This window comes from Paraburkholderia strydomiana (assembly GCF_046030495.1).
GTDB lineage: Bacteria > Pseudomonadota > Gammaproteobacteria > Burkholderiales > Burkholderiaceae > Paraburkholderia > Paraburkholderia strydomiana_A.
In genome coordinates this window covers 147,939-164,869 of sequence record NZ_JAQQCJ010000018.1, presented here as the reverse complement: position 1 = coordinate 164,869, position 16,931 = coordinate 147,939, and the positions used below count along the sequence as shown (strand labels likewise).

13 protein-coding genes are annotated in these 16,931 nt (G+C 66.8%); 4 read left to right on the top strand and 9 right to left on the bottom strand.

All coding sequences use genetic code 11. The features are described from left to right. From PQQ53_RS23535 to bcsB, 5 genes are all read right to left on the bottom strand, one after another. Positions 1 to 224: hypothetical protein (locus PQQ53_RS23535; protein WP_408326524.1), on the bottom strand; the 224-nt coding region annotated here is incomplete at its 3' end. After that, positions 224 to 2,338 (bottom strand): cellulose biosynthesis protein BcsE, encoded by a 2,115-nt coding sequence (gene bcsE, locus PQQ53_RS23530; protein WP_408326521.1) that lies wholly within the window; start codon positions 2,336 to 2,338, stop codon positions 224 to 226. The genes bcsE and PQQ53_RS23535, both read right to left, overlap by 1 nt. A 32-nt stretch (positions 2,339 to 2,370) precedes the next feature. After that, positions 2,371 to 6,324, bottom strand: a complete 3,954-nt coding sequence (locus PQQ53_RS23525; protein ID WP_408326518.1) for a cellulose synthase subunit BcsC-related outer membrane protein — start codon at positions 6,322 to 6,324, stop codon at positions 2,371 to 2,373. Continuing rightward, positions 6,303 to 7,583 (bottom strand): cellulose synthase complex periplasmic endoglucanase BcsZ, encoded by a 1,281-nt coding sequence (gene bcsZ / locus PQQ53_RS23520; RefSeq protein WP_408326514.1) that lies wholly within the window; start codon positions 7,581 to 7,583, stop codon positions 6,303 to 6,305. The genes PQQ53_RS23525 and bcsZ overlap by 22 nt, the downstream gene beginning before the upstream one ends. Positions 7,584 to 7,706: 123 nt before the next feature. Next, positions 7,707 to 10,097 carry a cellulose biosynthesis cyclic di-GMP-binding regulatory protein BcsB gene (gene bcsB / locus PQQ53_RS23515; RefSeq protein WP_408326511.1) on the bottom strand — a complete coding sequence of 797 codons (2,391 nt, stop codon included), beginning with the start codon at positions 10,095 to 10,097 and terminating at the stop codon, positions 7,707 to 7,709. A gap of 353 nt (positions 10,098 to 10,450) precedes the next feature. On the opposite strand from bcsB, the gene PQQ53_RS23510 reads away from it, so the two are divergent. Beyond that, a complete protein-coding gene (locus tag PQQ53_RS23510) occupies positions 10,451 to 10,867 on the top strand; it encodes a diacylglycerol kinase (RefSeq protein WP_408326508.1) in 417 nt (138 codons plus the stop codon). Between the two features lie 81 nt (positions 10,868 to 10,948). On the opposite strand, the gene PQQ53_RS23505 is transcribed toward PQQ53_RS23510, so the two are convergent. After that, positions 10,949 to 11,500, bottom strand: a complete 552-nt coding sequence (locus PQQ53_RS23505) for a 2-thiouracil desulfurase family protein (protein ID WP_408326505.1) — start codon at positions 11,498 to 11,500, stop codon at positions 10,949 to 10,951. 296 nt (positions 11,501 to 11,796) lie between these two features. Here PQQ53_RS23505 and PQQ53_RS23500 point away from each other — a divergent pair, with 296 nt between their 5' ends. After that, entirely contained in the window at positions 11,797 to 11,958 is a 162-nt protein-coding gene (locus PQQ53_RS23500; protein ID WP_085481861.1) for a DUF1328 domain-containing protein, read from the top strand. A 213-nt stretch (positions 11,959 to 12,171) separates the two neighbouring features. Here the strand turns inward: PQQ53_RS23500 and PQQ53_RS23495 are convergent, their stop codons facing one another. The 3 genes from PQQ53_RS23495 to PQQ53_RS23485 all read right to left on the bottom strand — a co-directional run bounded on the left by PQQ53_RS23495 (position 12,172) and on the right by PQQ53_RS23485 (position 14,543). Beyond that, positions 12,172 to 12,798 carry a GNAT family N-acetyltransferase gene (locus tag PQQ53_RS23495; RefSeq protein ID WP_408145253.1) on the bottom strand — a complete coding sequence of 209 codons (627 nt, stop codon included), beginning with the start codon at positions 12,796 to 12,798 and terminating at the stop codon, positions 12,172 to 12,174. A gap of 90 nt (positions 12,799 to 12,888) precedes the next feature. Continuing rightward, positions 12,889 to 13,440 carry a dTDP-4-dehydrorhamnose 3,5-epimerase gene (gene rfbC / locus PQQ53_RS23490; RefSeq protein WP_408145251.1) on the bottom strand — a complete coding sequence of 184 codons (552 nt, stop codon included), beginning with the start codon at positions 13,438 to 13,440 and terminating at the stop codon, positions 12,889 to 12,891. A gap of 107 nt (positions 13,441 to 13,547) precedes the next feature. Further along, positions 13,548 to 14,543: a GlxA family transcriptional regulator gene (locus PQQ53_RS23485; RefSeq protein WP_408145250.1), complete on the bottom strand. Its 996-nt coding sequence runs from the start codon at positions 14,541 to 14,543 to the stop codon at positions 13,548 to 13,550. A 752-nt stretch (positions 14,544 to 15,295) separates the two neighbouring features. Here PQQ53_RS23485 and PQQ53_RS23480 point away from each other — a divergent pair. Both PQQ53_RS23480 and PQQ53_RS23475 read left to right on the top strand, forming a co-directional pair. After that, on the top strand, positions 15,296 to 15,670 hold the full coding sequence (locus PQQ53_RS23480) for a hypothetical protein (protein ID WP_408145248.1): 375 nt from the start codon (positions 15,296 to 15,298) through the stop codon (positions 15,668 to 15,670). Between the two features lie 328 nt (positions 15,671 to 15,998). Continuing rightward, positions 15,999 to 16,922 carry a LysR family transcriptional regulator gene (locus tag PQQ53_RS23475; protein ID WP_408145246.1) on the top strand — a complete coding sequence of 308 codons (924 nt, stop codon included), beginning with the start codon at positions 15,999 to 16,001 and terminating at the stop codon, positions 16,920 to 16,922. The last annotated feature ends 9 nt before the right edge of the window (positions 16,923 to 16,931 follow it).

Here is a 16,931-nt window from a genome sequence, read left to right as displayed (position 1 = left end):
TTAAAACCACAATTTTTTCCGGGGGGGCCCGCGCCGCGGGGGGGGGGGGGGGCCCCCCCCGGGGCCCCCCCCGCGACCGGTTCGATATCGCAGCGCACCGCGTCGCGCGGATCGAAGCCGCGCATCGCCGCGAGCCCGCGACGCGCGCCGCCGCGCTGCCAGACGATCCATACCGGCACCGCGATGACCACGCCCGCGGCGAAACAGGTCAGTAGAAATTCCATCACTCGTGCTCCTTGTTTCGCAGCGGCATCGCGTAAGGTTCGGCGTGGCGGCGCGGTGGTGTCGCGCGGGGCGTGGTTGGGCGCGATGCGCTCGAGGCCTGGCTTTTCTGTGGCAACGCGCCTGGGAGCGCTGCGTTGCGTTGCGTCGCTTCGGCGGTCTGCGCGCGCTCGGCGATCGCGGCGTTCGCGGCGTTCGCAGTCTTCGCCGCGCCGTTGTCCGCAAACGCAGCCGCACCCTCCGCCGCCTCATCACGTGCCCACGTCAGCGCCTTTTCCACCGTCGCGAGTTGCTCCGCTGCCGCCAGCTCGGCCGCGCCCAACGCCCTCTGTTCGACCCGCAAACTCTGCCTCAGTCCCTCGGCGCCGCTCGCGCGCACCGGTGCCGCGAACAGATCGCTGTAGTCAGCAATCCGCGCGCGCCGGTTCGCCGCGTCCAGCGCAGCCAGCTCATCGCCGATGCTCTGCTCCGCCAGATGCACGAGCGCATCCGCAATCCGCTCGACCGGCACATCGAAGATGCGCGCCAGCGCGGCATCCGCATCGGCCAGCCGGCACGCGAACAGGAACACGTACAGATGCGACGCGTCGGCGGTAAACACATCGCCCTCGCGGCGCGGCACGCAATGCCGCAACGCGTCGACATGCGCGCACTGCGGCAGCAGCGTCAACTTGACGAGCACATGCGGCAACTGCAGCACCGCGCTGCGTTCGAGCACGGTGCGCACGCGCTCGCAGAACGCGTCGGCGGGCAAATAGCCGAGCACGGCGTCGCTCAACGCGGCGCTGAGCGCGGCGCGATAGTCGGCGGCGACCGGCCGCGCATGAAGCTGCCCTTGCAGCGATTGCAGCAGCGACTGCATGCGCGAGAACGGCAGATCGCGCCCCAGCACGAGGTTGGCGCCGAGCGTCAGCACCAGCAGCTCGTATTGATGACGCAGCACCTCCCCGCGTTCGACAATCACGATCTTCAGCGCGCGCCCCGCCTGCCGGCGCAGCGCATGGACCGCCGCGCACAACGCGTCGAGCTGCGCGCCGCCCGCGTAGTCGAGCACCACGGTCGCCGCCTGGGCATCGGCGCAGGCGGCCAGCACCGCCGCCTGATCGGCCAGCACTTCCCAGTGCGGCGGCACCCACGCCTCATGGCCGCGCACGACCGCGCGGCTCACCACGACCCGCTGTTCGTCGCGCGCAAGCAACCCTTCGCCGCGTGCGATCACGCCGCCCGGCGCATCGGCCGCCACGCCCAGGCGGCCGCTCTCGGCGAACCGCAGCGCACGGACCTCGCCGGTCACGAGCGTGCGATCGGAGCGCCAGAAGTCGACCTGCCACAACAACTCGCCGTGCGTGTGCTCCATGTGCGCGACCCCGGCGCACGCGGCGTGAAATTCGTTGCGGTCATACTGCGCGGCCGCGTTGTCCGCCGCTGTGCGCGTCGCGAGCCAATCGGTGTCGTCGAGGTCGGCCTCGCCCGACGGCGCGCCGAGCAGCAGCACGAGCGTGATGTTGCGCGCCGCGCACCAGTTGGCCAGCATGCGGCCCTCGCGGGCGAGCGCGCGGGCGTCGTCCCAGCTGAACCAGCGCTCGGCACCTTCGATGAAATACAGCGAGCGCGAGCGGAATCCGAAGCGCTTGAGCGCGCGCAGACCGCCGAACACCCTGGCGAGTTCGACGGGTGCGGCGCGCGGCGCGCTCGCTTGGGTGGCATCGACCGCATCGACCGCCTCGACCGCCTCGCCGACGGCCTGCGGCATCGCCAGCACGCTCAGATGACGCGGCCAGCCCGAAGCCGGTGCGTTCGCGCTAAAGCCGAGTTCGCGCAGACGCTGCGCTACGTCGGCGCGCTCGCGTGCGAGCACGACCGTGACATCGCGCGTTTGCGCAGCGCGTGCGCTCTGCCAGATCAGCGCATCGGCGCCGGGCGTACGCGGCGCCGCATAGAGCGCGTAGAGCTTGCCCGCTTCGAGCGAGGCCCATTCGTCGGGCAACGCGTCGAGCGCGAGCCGTCCGAGCTTGCGCGCAGCCGCTCGCGAGCCCGCGCGGCCGAAGGCTTGCAGCCAGCGGCGCACGAAGGCGCCGGGCGCCGCAGGCTTGAGTGGATTCGAAACGGTGCTCACGCGTGGATTCCCTGATCTGGTTGCATCGCCGGTCAATAGCTGGAGTAAAGACGCACGGGGCGCGGCGACAGACTGTTGTCCTGCTTGCGCGCGTCGAACGTATAGCGCAGATAGACCAGCGCGGAACTCGGTGCGTAGTCGTGCGAACGATCGATGCTCAGTTGCGCGCCCGCCAGCAGATGCTGATTGAAGCGGTATTGCACGATGCCCGCGAGCCCATACGAAAACGCGACGCCGCGCGTCGAGCTCGCGGCATTCACCAGCGTGCCGAGGCCGGGCGCCGCACCGAGCCCGGCCGGCAAACCGTTCGGGTAGTACGGCGAATTTTTCTCGTACGAGTTGGACACGCCGAGCGTCGCGGTCAGATCCCAGTTCAGCGCGTCATGCCGGCCGGCCCATTCGATCGGCACGCCGAGCGACAGATAGCGCTGCGGACTGTAGTAGCCGCCCTGGCCGAACGAATAGAAGCGCAGGTTGTTCGTGTAGTGCCACACGTTGCCGATCAGACCGGTGCTCACGAGCGTGTCGATGCGCCGATAGACCGGCACCGTGAATCCCGTGCGCAACGTGACCTCCTGATTGCTCGCGACGTTGCGGCCGGTCAGCATGCCCAGGCCGAGATCGGCGAACAGACTCGTCACGCCGACATCGACGGACGAATGCAGATCGATGCCGTCTCGGCGCACACCACCCCATACCGTGCCGGTCACCGGGTCGTGCATGCCGGCGTACGAAAGCTGGCTGCCTGTTTCGGGACGCCGCGAGCCGCTGACCGAGAAGCTCGCCGGTCCGGCATCGAACGCATAGCGCGCGCCGCCGACCAGGTAATGCACGGGGAACCCAAGCGGCGTCGTGCCGATGTCGAAGCGCCAGGCATCGGACGTATAGCCCGCGCCGAGCGCCACGCCGGTCACCGATTGATGCAGATACGGCGAGCTCGCGAGCAGCGCGGCGCGGGTCTGCGCCGCAATGCCGAGCGAGGCCGCGAGGTTGTCGGCCGCGCCGATGGTGCCGAACGTGTCGCGCGTGAATGCGTTGCCTTCGCTCACGTCGAGCGTGCCGGCATCCAGGTGCACGGTGTCGATATGCGCGAAAAAATGGCCGTCGTAGCGATACGGAATCTGCAGGTACAGCGGCGCCTGCCAGGCGCGCAGCTGCGAAATGCCGGCATCGCCCGATTTATACGCGGGCAGCCAGCCGGTCTCGATCTCCGGATTGCGGCGCTGTTCGAGATCGGCGAGCGCCGCTTGCGCGGGGGTGCCGTCGGGACCGGCGCTCACGCCCGCCGCGCGCTCCTGCGCGAACGACAGGCGGTACAGCGAAGCGGCCTCCTCGTATTGCCCGAGGTCCTGCGCGACGCGGCCGCTTTGCACCGTCACGTCCGGGCGAGCCGGATACGCGACGCGCAACGCCGACGTCACCCGCTGCGCCTCCTGCGGCTGACGCAGCGCGGCGAGCCGGCGCGCCGCCGAGAGCCGCGTGTCGACATCGTCGGGCGCGGCATCGTCGAGCACGCTGCGCACCAGATCGAGCGCGCTGCGGCGCTCGCCGCTCTGCTCCAGCACGCGGGCAAGCGCCAGCTGCACATCCGGGTCGTTGGGCGTGGCGGCCAGCACCGGACCCAGCGCGGCGCGCGCGGCCGCGTAGTGCCCTTGCAGGCGTTCGAGATCCGCGACTTCGAGTGCGTAGCGTTTGTCGCGCCGGCCCGCCGGGCTCACCTGGGCGAGCAACTGCCGCGCGCGTTGGTAGTCCTGACGATCGAGCGCCTCGTCGGTTTCGCGCAGCACAAGACGCAGCGCCTGGTCTTCGAGACGCGTGCTTTGCGCAGCGCTCAGCTTGACTTGCGGATCGTCGCGCAAGCGGGTCAGCCACGCGTCGAGTTCGGCGTTGCCGATCTTCGCGCTGGCGCTGCCGAGCAGATCGCCATAGCGCAGGCGCACGTCGGCATCGGTCTGCTGCGGGTGAGTGTCCATCCAGTTTTGCAGCAGCGCGAGGCCGCGCTGCGCTTCGCCCTGCTCGATCCACATCGCGCCGACCGCCGCGAGCAGATTCGGGTCGTCGGCGGCCAGGGCGCGGGCTTCGTCGAGCGCCTGGGTGGCGCCCGCGCGATCGTCGAGCGCAAACGCGGCGCGCGCCTTGACGAGCCACTGCTGCGCCTGCAGATTGCGCATGAGCGCGCGCATGCCGTCGGTGCGGTCGCGCTCGGCGATCGGCGCGAGCACGGCCTGCGCGCCGCCGATGTCGTCGAGCGAGTTGCGGTACAGCGCGCTCGCGTAGCGCATTTCGGGCGAGGCGGAGATCGCGAGGCCGTCGTCCATCACGACGCGGCCGAGTTGCGGCAAGCCCAGATCGCGATACAGACGCGCAAGCGCAAAGCGCGTCCATGGCGCGTCGGGCGCGGCGCGCAAGGACGCTTCGTAGCGCGCCGCTGCGGGCCCCCGCTGACCCGCGGCCAGCAGCGTCTCGGCCTGGTTCGCGAGCAGATCGGCGCGCAGTTGCGCGAGGCTCTGGCGATCGTCGGCGGCGGTGAAGCGGCTTTGCAAGGCGTCCAGCAAGGGCTCGACCTGCGCCGCGCGGCCGGTGTTCTCGAACAGCGTCTGCGTGCTGCGCAGCGCCGCGATGCTCGGCTCGCGCGCGGCCAGCAGGTCGCGCAGCAGGGGTTCGGCCGCGCTCCAGTCGTGCTGTGCGAGCAGCGCATCGGCCAGCATCAGCTTCGCGTCCGGGTTGCCGGGCTCCATCGCGAGCGCGGCGCGCGCGAACCGCTCGGCGTCTTGCGGCTGGCCGGCCGCCGCCGCGTCGCGGCTGTGCGCGAGCGTCCCCCAGAACTGCGCGGCGCGCGCGAGGCTCTCCCACTTCGCGCGATTGTCCGGCGCGAGCGCGGCTGCACGCAGAAACAGCGCGTGCGCTTCATCGCGCCGCCCGGCCCGCATGCGTACGAGACCCAGACCGCCGAGCGCTTCGGCATCGTCCGGACGCGCCTGCGCGGCGCGCGCGAGCAGCGCTTCCGCGCTCGTCAGATCGTCGCGCGCGAGCGCCTGCAGGCCGCGTTGCTGCGCGATGTAATCGGGATTGCGTTCGAGTTGCCGCTGCGCGTCGAGTTGCGCTTCGATCGCGGCGACCCGCTCCTTGAATTCGGTGTCGCCCGGAACGAGTTGCAGATAGGCGCGCAGCGCGTCGACGTACGCCGGGTCCGCGCCCGCCGATTGCAGCACGTGTCGCCACGCGTCGAGCGAGGCCGAGCGATCCGAGTCAGGCCGCGTCGCCAGATTCCATGCGATGCGGTTGGCCTCGGCACGCGTCTCGCCGCGCGCGTTGAGCAGGTTCGCGAGCACCAGCGCCGAATCGACGTCGGACGGATCGGCGGCGACCCGCTGCCGCAACGCGCCGATGGCCTGCGTGCGGCCCTCGGGCGTGCCGGCGATGATCTGGTAGTACTCGGCGCCGAGCGAGCCGGACGGTGCGCCGTGCGGAAACAGCGCGAGCAGGCGGCGCGTCGCCTCGGCGGACTGGCCGCTGCGCGCGAGCAGACGCACGGTCGCGAGTTCCTGGCGGCCGTTGGTGGCGACGCGGAACTCGTCTTCGATCTGCTGCGTCGCGGCTGTACCCGGTGCGGTGGAGCGCAGCCGCGTGAGCGTGGCCTGCGCGGCTTGCGCCTCGCCGAGGCGCAACTGGATGCGCACCTGCTCGGCGAGCAACGACGGATCGTCGGGGGCGATCAGCAGCGCTTTCTGGATCGCCTGCGACGCGAGGTCGTCGCGATGTTTCGTCGACCACATGCGGGCGGTGGCGAAGAGGCGTTGGGTGGCGGCGTACTGCGGGGCCGACGCGCCGGGCTTCGCATCGATCATCGCGGCGGAAGCCGCCTGCGGTGCCACGGCACGCGCCATCGCCGCTTGCGCGACATGCGCCCACACGCTGCCCGCCATACCCATCCACGCGAGCACGGCCAGCCGCGTCGTGCGCTTCACTGAGCCGAGGCGCGACATGGCGAACTCCATCGTGGATCGAGGGTGCCGTCGGCGGCAAAACGGTAATGGCCGTCGCGCCAGCCCAGCGCGAACAGGCTCAGCACGCTGCTGTAATAACCAGCGGGCGTCTCACGGTCGAGTTGCGCCGCGCGCGCGATCTGCGCATCGGCGAGCGCGTGCTCGCCGCGCGCGTCGAGAAATGGCGCGGCCGCCGCCGAGAAGCCGGCGTTGCCCATGTTCGCGCCGACGGCGCCGGTCGTCGTCTCGACTCTTTCCGGCGGCGCGCCATGCGCGGCGATGAAGTCCGCGAACGGCGCGAAGCGGGCGAGCAAAGCCGGCGCAAGCGGATCGCGCGGATCGAGCATGCCGGCCCACAGATACACGCGGATCGCGTTATACGCGCTCTCGGCCTGGGTCTGCGGGTCCGGTGCGAAACCCTGCTTCGCGCGATACAGCGCCCAGTCGGGCGCGAAGCCGCGCGGCGCGGTGTCGGTCAACACACGGCGGCTGCTCGCGAGAAGACGCGTCCAGCGCGCGTCGTCCGGCAGCCGCGTGGCGATGCCGCGAAGCACCTGGGGCGGCGAATAGCTCGGATTGACGCGCCATACGTCAGCCGCCGGATGAAAGCCGACCGGCCCCGGCAGCAGCGTCAGGCCGAGTCCCGCGATGCTGGCGGCTTCCTCGTCGAGCACGCGCTTCGCGAGCACCGCGCCGCGCGCCGTGTAGCTGCGCTCGTGCCACGCGTGACCGGCTTCGAGCAGCGCATACGCGATCCACAGGTCCGCATCCGACGATGCGTTCGCGTCGAGCACCTTCCACTGCCCATCGTCCGCGCGGCCCCATAGCCAGGCCGGCAGATGCGCGGTCAGGTCGCCTTGCGCGAGATGCTGTTCGGTCCATTGCAGGATCGTGTCGAAGGCCGCGCGATCGTTCTCGACCAGCGCAAGGAAAAGCGCGTACGACTGGCCTTCGGAGACGGTGCGCGAATCGTTCGAGCCGACGTCGATCACCCGGCCGTCGGCGGAGATGAAATCGCGCTTGAATTGTTGCCAGCGTGGCCAGGGGGAGCGTGGGCAGTTTGCGGGGGGCGTGGCAGTCGCGTTTGACGGGCTGGTTGTGCTGGTTGCGTCGGTTGCGCCAGTCGCCAGAACGGCGTGAGCGGCGTGAGCATTCGATGCAATAGCCGCATTCGCTCCGCCGCCCCATTGCGTGATCTCGCCCGCAACCGCCTGCTGCGCGCCCATCCCCATCACGATCGACGCCCCCGCCAGGGCCATCGCCACGCCAACGGCCCGCACGACAACCACAGCGACCTTCAGGCCCAAACCCCGACCCGCATCCCCTCGTACATCGCCCCGCCCCCGTCCCGACGGCGCCTTGCCCCTCACCGGCGTCATCGTTCAGACTCCCCGGCGGCGCGCGGCCAGTTCCTGCAACGCGGTGAACGCGCCGATCGCCAGCAGCAGCCCGGCCAGCGCGCCGAGCACGCCGAGCAGGACCGGGTGCTCGATCGCACGGCTCCACAACTTCGCATACCACGGCACATAGCCGACCACATACGCGTCGCCGACGCGCATGCTGTCCACTTCGCCGCCGCGCAGCAACGCGACGTCGCCCTGCAACTGCGCGACGCGGTCGGGCTTCTCGAGCATGTCGAGCAACTGCGACAACTGCTGCTGATCGGTGGCCGTCAACGCGACCACGCTGCGTCCCTTGCTGCCCGGCAGCTCGAAACCCATCAGCGCGGCGAGCGCGCCGTCGCGGTCGATACGCGCGCTGCCATCCGGCAGATGCGCGCCGTTGCGCCACTGCTCCTTCACCGAAAACGATGCGCGCGTAATCGGACCGTCGGAAGCGCCGTCGTTCGATGCCGCGCCGATGCTCAGCGGCAACGCGTCGCGCCAACGTGCAAGCAGCGGCGCCGAGCCGTTGCCGCCGATCACGAGCAGATCCTTGCCGCTCAGGAGCGCAAGCTCGCGAGGCCGCGCGATCTGCACGCGCAGCGCCGGATAGCCGGTCCACTGCCCCATGTGGCCGAGCATCGTCAGCATGCCTTCGATTTCCTGCGGCGCAGGATGCTCGGGAATCACCACGGCTGTCTGCGAGAGATCGGCGTAGCGCGTGAACGGGAAGCCGCTGTTCGCGAAGTACGCGAGGTTCGGCATCTGCGCGTAGTGGACGAAGCCCGAGAAGTCGATCGTCGAATCGGGGTCGACCGCGGCCTGCACCGGATTCGAGGCCACCGACTGGCACAGCCCGGTCTTCTGCGAATCCAGATTGAAGCGCAACTGCAACTGGTTCGAGCTGCCGACGCGGAATGCGGGAATGTCGAGCGCGCTGCTCGAGCGGTTGCCGCCGTTCGACAGCACCGGCAGTTGCAGACGGCCTTGCGCGTCGTCGGCGCTGGCCGGCGCGAGCCGGTACGACTTGACGAGCTGGTCGTTGATCTGCACCGCGAGCGCCGAGTTGTTCTGCACCGTCGGCGCGGTATAGCGGTATTTCAGGTTCAGCGGCACGCCCGCGCCGTTCCACGAGAACAGATCGGCGGGCACGCGCAGATTCAGGCGGATTGCGTCCGGCGCGCTGCCCTGCACCTGCAGCTGGTTCGGCGTGTCGATCAGTTCCTTGAACGCGACCGGGCGATCCACCGGTACCCAGCGCGGCGCATCGTACGGTTTGCGCGGCGCACCGATGTCGATCTGCCCGATGCGCACGGCGGGCCCCGCCATCGCCGTCTTGCCGAGCACGAGCGCGGCGCTGGCCTGGTCGACTTCCTGCGCCGTGCGGCCCGTCACGATCAGCAGCTTCTTGCCCGGCGCGGCGGGATTGTCGGCGACGATGAGCATCGGGCCGCTCACCGTCGGCAGCTTCAGACCGGCGGGCAACTGCGCGCTGCGCGCGACCACCACCGCGTGCGCATCGGACGGCAACGCGGACACAGCCGGAAAGCGCGCCTGCCGGTAATCGGCCTGAGCGCCGAACCACGAGGCGAGCACGCCTGCGCTGCGCAGCGTCGCGTTGTCGGCGCCGGCCGGCAGCACGAACGGCAGCATCAGCCGGCTCACGTCGCGCCGGTCGAAAAACGGCGCGGGCAATAGCGCCAGATCGTCGGGCAAGCGGATCGGCGCGCTGTCGAGAATCAGCTCGCTCGTCGGACTGACGTCGGCCCATAGCGCCGAGTTGTCCGGGTCCTCGCAATGGTCGAGCGTGTAATGCGCGATCAGCCGCAGATCGAGCTGGTTGTAATCGGTAAGAAAGCGCGGGTCGAGCGCGATCTCCTGCGTGACGATCTGCCCGGCGTGTTCGCGATCGAACGGCACGGTCGCGACCACTTCGTTGTTGATCGACACCTTCAGATGCGAGAGCGGAAAGACCAGCGCCGGCGAATACGTATAGCGCAGGCGCAGCCGCGCCGCGGTGACCACGCGATCGAGCCGCACGCCGACGTTGACGGTGCGCGCGTCGTCGAGTCCGCGCAGGTTCAGCGGTTGATACGCGCCTAACGCAGCGAACGACAGGTGGGTGGTGGAGTTTGCCGCGTCGGCAGCAGCGCCGGCCTTGCCGGATGCAGTCGCCGCGTTAGTCGCAGGCGTTCCGTTCGCGGCGTTGGCAGCGAGGAGGCCCGCTATCGCCGCATTCGACGCCGGCGCGAAAACCGCAACCGATGACGCCGGACGCGCAACCGATGCAATCGATCCAGCGGGCACGGACGGCGCAGCGGCCGATACGGCGGCATAGAGAGCGCCGAATGCGGCGGTCAGCGACAGGCACAACGATACGACAGGTTTCATGACAGATCAGCTTGTTGGACCTCGGCCGTCCGCCCTTGACTGCATTGGGCACTGTGCGAATTCGGTCTGCCGCACGCGCGCGCGGAAATGGAAACGGATTGCGACTCGACCGCGATGCGGTCCTCTACCCCTGTATTACGGAAGATCTGGCGAAACCTTGAATGACCGGCAGGACGACGGGCGTGGCCACACATTGGAGCGGGTGCGGCACGGCGTGCCGGAAGCTCGTTCTTGTATTCCGTCGTCAGTCGGCTGCGGCAGCCCCGCGCCGAAGGGCGGCGCAAAGATAGCACAAAGTTGTGACAATTTGTGACATTTAAGGCATGCTGCCGCCTTTGAACGCAGTGCCGATCATGAGCAATCCGACCGAATCCCCCGCGCCCTGTGCGCCCGCAAAACGTAGTGGTCCTCTGCGTGCGCTATTCGCGCTGCGGCACTCGTGCGATGGCATCGTCGCGGCATTGCGCGAGGAGAGCGCGTTTCGCCAGGAGGCCGCGCTCGCGGCGATTCTGGTGCCGGGGGCGTTGCTGATGCCGGTGAGCGCGATCGAGCGCGTGCTGCTGATCGTGTCGGTATTGCTGGTGCTGCTGGTGGAGTTGCTCAATTCGAGCATCGAGGCTGCGATCGACCGGATTTCGCTCGAACGCCACGAGTTATCGAAGCGCGCGAAAGATTGCGGCAGTGCGGCCGTGACGATCGCGCTGCTGATTTGCGCGGTGACGTGGGGCGTGTTGAGCGGGCCGATTGTCTATCACTGGATACGCGGATAGCGCGGCAAGGTTTTTACGCTGCGCGCTCCATTTCGCGCTTTGCGTGAACGATGCGCAGGCTCGCAAACGTTAGCGGATGAATCAATGGTGCCGCTTTGCCTTGGGTGATTCGACTGCCGCGGATGGGTCGTTCGGGTCGAGCGCCGAATCGAGCGCAATCACCGCGGCCAGTTCGGCGATCTGCGATTGCGCGAAAACGCGAATGCCGTGCTGTCGCAACAGCGTCGCGGTGACGCCCGCGCCAGCGTGCGTGGCGCCGCTGAATTCGCCGTCGTGGATGAACGTGCTGCCGCACGAGGGACTGCCGTCGGCCAGCAACGCGTAGCGGCAGTTTTCCGCTTGCGCGCGCCGCAACGCATGCTCGGCACCGGCAATGAATAGCGCGGTGACGTCTGCGCCTGTGTTCTCGGGGATCGACGCTGCGTGGTTCAGCACGTCGGCGCCGCTGCGGCGCCACTGGATTTCCGCAGGCGGCCGCGGAGTCGGCAATCCCGCGGCCACTTCCGGGCACACGAGCACGAGACGGCCTTCGTCGCGCCAGCGCGCGAACCACGCATCGTGGGCAGTTTTGGCGGCACCGTCGTAGCGGACCGGGTGGCCGGCCAGACACGCGCTGACCAGAATCTTCAACATGACGATGAATGCGCCTTCGCGGGCGGGCGGCTTTGGGCAGAAGATTGTAATGTGAATGGCCCGTTGCGCCGGTATCAAGTTCGACAAGACGCCAGGCGCTCATCGCCTCGCCGCCCTTTCATCGCGCAAATCCAACCCGCTTCGATGATCCGCCACGCACCTCACGCGCGTGCGCATCCGTGGGCACACCTATTGCTCCATTCCGCTCACCGGCAAATCACCCGTCGAAGCATGCCATGCCCGCGACGGGTCGCCGTTTGTTACTTCAATCCAGCAATCCATCGGTGGGAGGTCCCATGCTTCGATACGCTGTAATTTTCTTCATTATCGCCATCATCGCCGCTGTGTTCGGCTTTGGCGGCATCGCCGCAGGCGCGACGGAAATCGCCAAGGTCCTGTTCTTCATCTTCGTGGTGATCTTCCTCGTCACCCTGCTGATGGGCGTGATACGACGCTGAGCGCCGCCTCGGCAGATAGCTGGAAACAGACCCTGCCCCGATGCGAGCAGCTGGGCGTCGATGCAATACTTGCCACACGGTATTGCAATAGTTGCTGCCCGCGTCGGGGCTTCATTCGTGCCATACGCGCCCTCGCGCGCGTGCTACTCACTTGTCATCGACACAATGCCCTGCAGCAGCGCTGCGCCAGCACGCATGCTTCGCGGCACCCATTCACGCCGCGCACGCAATCGGCTGCGCCACGCTCAGACGATGCGACCAGTTGGCGAGCGTGCGCGTCGCCACGGGTGGCTTGCTCAGAATCGCGCTGTCATAGCGTTTGCCTTCCACATGCATGAAGTCGACGATGCGAAACCCCTGGCCGCGATAGAACGCAATCTGCTGCGCAGCCGGTTGCGGCGTGTCGAGCGCAAGCTCCGCATAACCGCGCGTCGCAGCCCAATGCTCGGCAAACGCGATCAGCAGCGTGCCGATGCCGCGTCCCTGCCACTGAGGCTCCACGGCGAACTGCCGCAAGCTCGCGATATCGTCGTGCCGGTAGAGTTCGCACGACGAGCCGTGGTCCGGCGCGTACAGCGTCATCGTGCCGACCGTGCGTCCTTCGCAGACCGCCACGTAGCAATCGCCGCGCGTCGCGCGCGAGCGCGTGGTCTCGACGCTCTGATCCACACACGTGCAGTTCAGCCCCATTGCGCCGAGCGGCGCGAAGGCCCGATGCAGCATCGCCGTCAACGCGACGAATGAATCGCGCGCCGCGTCGAAGCGGCGCAATTCGACATGGCCGATGCCATGACACACGTAGTCGATACGAACGGTTTGTTTGGTCGTACGTCGCTTCACGTTGAGCACCTCGAACAATCGGGATGCTCGAAGTGTAGAGTTCGCCTGGAAGCGTCTCAAGAAAAAATGTCGTAAAAACTCACAGGGAAATCAGGCGATGTTTTCCGCTTCATAGAGACGCCGGCCCGCTGCATCCTTCGCGCCAAGGATGGGCTCGAAGTCGATCGGCCATTCGATGCCGATGTCGGGATCGCACCACAGGAGGCAGCGCTCGAGTTCCGGAAACCAGTACTCGGTGGTTTTCCAAATGCACTCGGCGACGTCGGACAGCACCACGAAGCCATGCGCGAAGCCCGGCGGAACCCAGATTTGCCGTTGATTGGCCGCGCTCAGATATTCGCCGCACCACTTGCCGAAGTTCGGCGAATTGAGCCGCACGTCCACGACGACGTCGAACACCTCGCCCTGCACGATCCGTATCAGCCGGCCCTGTGGACGTTGGACCTGATAGTGCAATCCGCGCAGCACGCCGCGCACCGCGCGCAAATGCCGGTCCTGCACGAAATCGAAACCTTTCGAGACGTCATCGGCAAACTCGTCCGCGCTAAAGCTCTCGAAGCAGAAGCCGAGGTCGTCCCAAAACACCTCAGGCTCGATGAGTTTCACATCCGGCAATGCCGTCGCCATTACCTTGTTGCCCATTGCCACTCTGCTCGTAAGAAGGCTGGCCGGCGAGAATACGGCCGCCGCTGTGGCCGCATTCAACAGTGATGAGGCGCACCCGTCGGCACGGGCGCCTTCCTGACATCCTACGCCTCGTTCGCCACCCTGCTGCGCGCGCGATATTCCGTGGGCGAAAGCGCCATGCGCTTGCGGAAGATCTTCGCGAGACGATCGCCGTTGCCGGTGCCGCTGCGCCGCGCGATCTTGTCGACCGGCAATTCGGTCTCGGTGAGGAAGTTGCACGCAATGCGCAGCCGCACCTGCAGAAGATAGTCCGATGGCGTGACCTGCATCTCGTGCTTGAAGCGGCGCAGGAAATTGCGCTCGCTCATTGCGGCCACCTGCGCCGCGTCGGCCACCGACACCGGACGATCGCAGTTCGCCTCCATCCAGCGCGCCGCGGCGCGGATTTTTTCAGCGACGCTCAGCGTGCCCCCTTCGGCGGGCAGCGGCACCCACGTCGCCGCCATCCCGGGCATAACGCGATCGGCGACGCTGCGCGCGAGTTCGGCGCCCAGGTCGCGCTTGATGAACATCAGCGCGGCGCGCGCGCAATCGTGACGGTCGTTGGACGCGCTCAGCGCGGCCTCGCTCGATGCACCGCCGGGATAGCGATTCATCTGCAGGCCGTCATGGTCGGTGGGACCGGCGGCTTCCAGTACGAGCCGGCCCTCGCCGATCGTTTCGATCGCCCGCGTACGCGCCTGCACCGCACGCAGCCAGATGAGCAGCCGCTCGTCGCGTGCGGCCGCCAGCGCGCCGTGGCCGCCGGCGATGAACAGCACGTCGAAACCGCTGCCGAAGCGCGCATCGATGCGATCGGTCCAGATGCGCGCCGACGAGGAACTGGAGACGCTGCCGCCCTCCATCGACAGAAACTGCACTTCGTAGGGCGGCTCTTCGCCGGCTCGCGAACCCGACAGTTCATTGGCACTCTGGAACATCTCGACCACCGTACCAGGCCCCAGCAGCCAGAAACCGTCGAACAGCAATATTCCAATTCGCCGCGCTGCGGTACGGACGTTCAAAGTCGGCGTGTGAAGCCACGTAATTCTCGCGGTATCAAGATGCATTTGCGGCATGATCTTCCCCAAACGGTCATACGTTGTGGACCCCGATGCCCCGTTAGCCGTCCGAGACGGACGAATGAATTATTACGACTGGAATTGCCGACAAGGCCGCTTAACGGATTAAGCGTGATGTTAGCGGAATGAACCGCCCGAGTAAATTTGAAAAACAAATTGACATCAGAAAATAGAATGTATGAAGAAAACGATTATCCGCCGTTTCATATGACAACCCGGCAAACCACGCCGGCACGGCGCACAGCGGGGAGCCCTCAGCGTCGGCAGGCCGCCGGGCCATATCCGGCCTCACTTTCCGGCGAATCGCGGCCAGACTTTCAGATGCTGCGAAGAAACGATTTGCGAACCCGTCCGTCACCGCACGAGTTCAAAGTGTTTCAAACATGAACTCGCAATCGCCCGGATAATGGCCGCTCAATACCTGATTTATTCGCAAATCGCAAATTTATCGACTTGAACTCCAGCCTGGTCGCCGATATCCTTAATTCAACGGAATTAATATCTAAAAGCACATTTCCGCGGGTGTCTGGAAATGTTTCTATATTGAAACATCGGGCGCCTTGCGCATGAGCTGATACGTCCCTTCAATGCGCAGATCGTTTATTACGTCAGATGAATAAACGCGTTGCAGCAATCGGGCACACATTTTCCTTAAACAAAGTTTCATCCGCGGATCGCGATCTTTAAGGAAAGGCCCGCTGAGGCCGCCCGATAATTTGCGCAATGTGATCGTCGTAAGGAGCTGAACCATGTCGCGCCCAATGAACATCGAGAGAGTCAACGAGTATGGACGCAACGCGGTCCGTATCGCCATCGACGGCAGCGCGGTGCTGCTCGAGGCGGCCGATCTGGACGCGCTGATCGAGCACCTCGCCGTGTTGCGCGCCACGATGCGCCCGGAAGTGCCCACGGCGCCGGTGCGCTCGCATCGGTATGTGATCGAGGTCGACCCTTGCTGGCACACGGAAAAGCCTGCGCTGAACGACGGCGCGGTCATGTTCCTGAGACATTCCGGTCTAGGCTGGGCGGGCTTCGCGCTGCCCGCCGAAAGTCTCGCCAAACTGCATCACGCGCTCACGCAGCATCTGGAAGCATCGTTCGAAATACACGGCATGCTCAACTGAAATGCCGCCGAACGGCGGCTGTTGCGTGTCGCGCGGCACGGCGCTTCAGGTTGCGGGCGCAATGCGCGGCGCAAGCCGCCTATTCTTCATTTGCCGCGTCACCGCGACTAGTTTCATTCAAGCTTCTGTCCCCGGCGCGGCTTTGTCCGCGCTCTTTTTTGCCAATTACTTAGTTATCTTGATGATCTCATGAGAAGCCACGGTACGCGGCGCTTCCGCACAGTTCATGAACATTGCACAAAGTTAAAAAAGACTTAATCCATCTAGTGGCGCGGATTTATCCGCGCTCACGGAAGATATGTCCATCGCCCTTCTCTACTGTTCCCCTATGAACCAGCTACAAGCGATGCGAGTCTTCACACGGGTAGTCGATCTCGCGAGCTTCAACCTCGCGGCGCGACAGTTAGGCATGTCCGCCGCCGCGGTGACGCGCAGCGTCTGCACCTTGGAGGCACATCTGAACATGCGCCTGCTCAATCGCACCACGCGCAGTCTTTCGCTAACCGACGTGGGCCGCGAGTATCTCGACGGTTGCCGCGCGATCATCGAAAAGCTCGACGAAATGGAATCCAGTCTGCTGGAAACCACGCGCGATCCGCAAGGCACGTTGCGTATCGCGACCCCGATGACGTTCGCCACCGCCGGCCTCGGCGCGTTGCTGGCCGCCTATCGAACGCGGCATCCCAGAGTGGACTTCGACGTCACCACGTTCGACACGCCCATCGACCTCGTGGAAGGCGGTTTCGACGTGTGCTTCTGCGACGACCGGCGCCTGTCCAACTCCTCGCTGGTCAGCCGCACGCTCACCAGCGTCGACGACATGACGGTGGCGTCGCCCGTTTATCTCGCCCGCAACGGCATGCCGCGCGACCCAGCCGCCTTGAACCGCCACGGCCTGCTGACAGTGTCCGACGGCACGTCGCGCGCGTGGGAATTCGCGGATGCCGACGGCGTCTACCGCGTCAACACCGGCAGCGCGCTCACCGCGAGCAGCAGCGCGATGGTGCGCGTGGCCGCCCTCAACCATATGGGCATCGCGCTGCTGCCGCAGCCGATCATCGCCGACGACCTCGCGCGCGGCGCCCTCGTGCCGGTGCTCGAACAGTTCGAGGTCAACGGCGGCCCGCGCCAGATATCGATCCTCTACTCCGGCCGCAACTATCTGTCGATGCGCGTGCGCAGCTTCATCGACTTCGCGGTCGGCCAGTACCGGGCGCCGGACCGGTCCGTTGCGCTGCGCGCGGTCGCCTGACACGGGCGC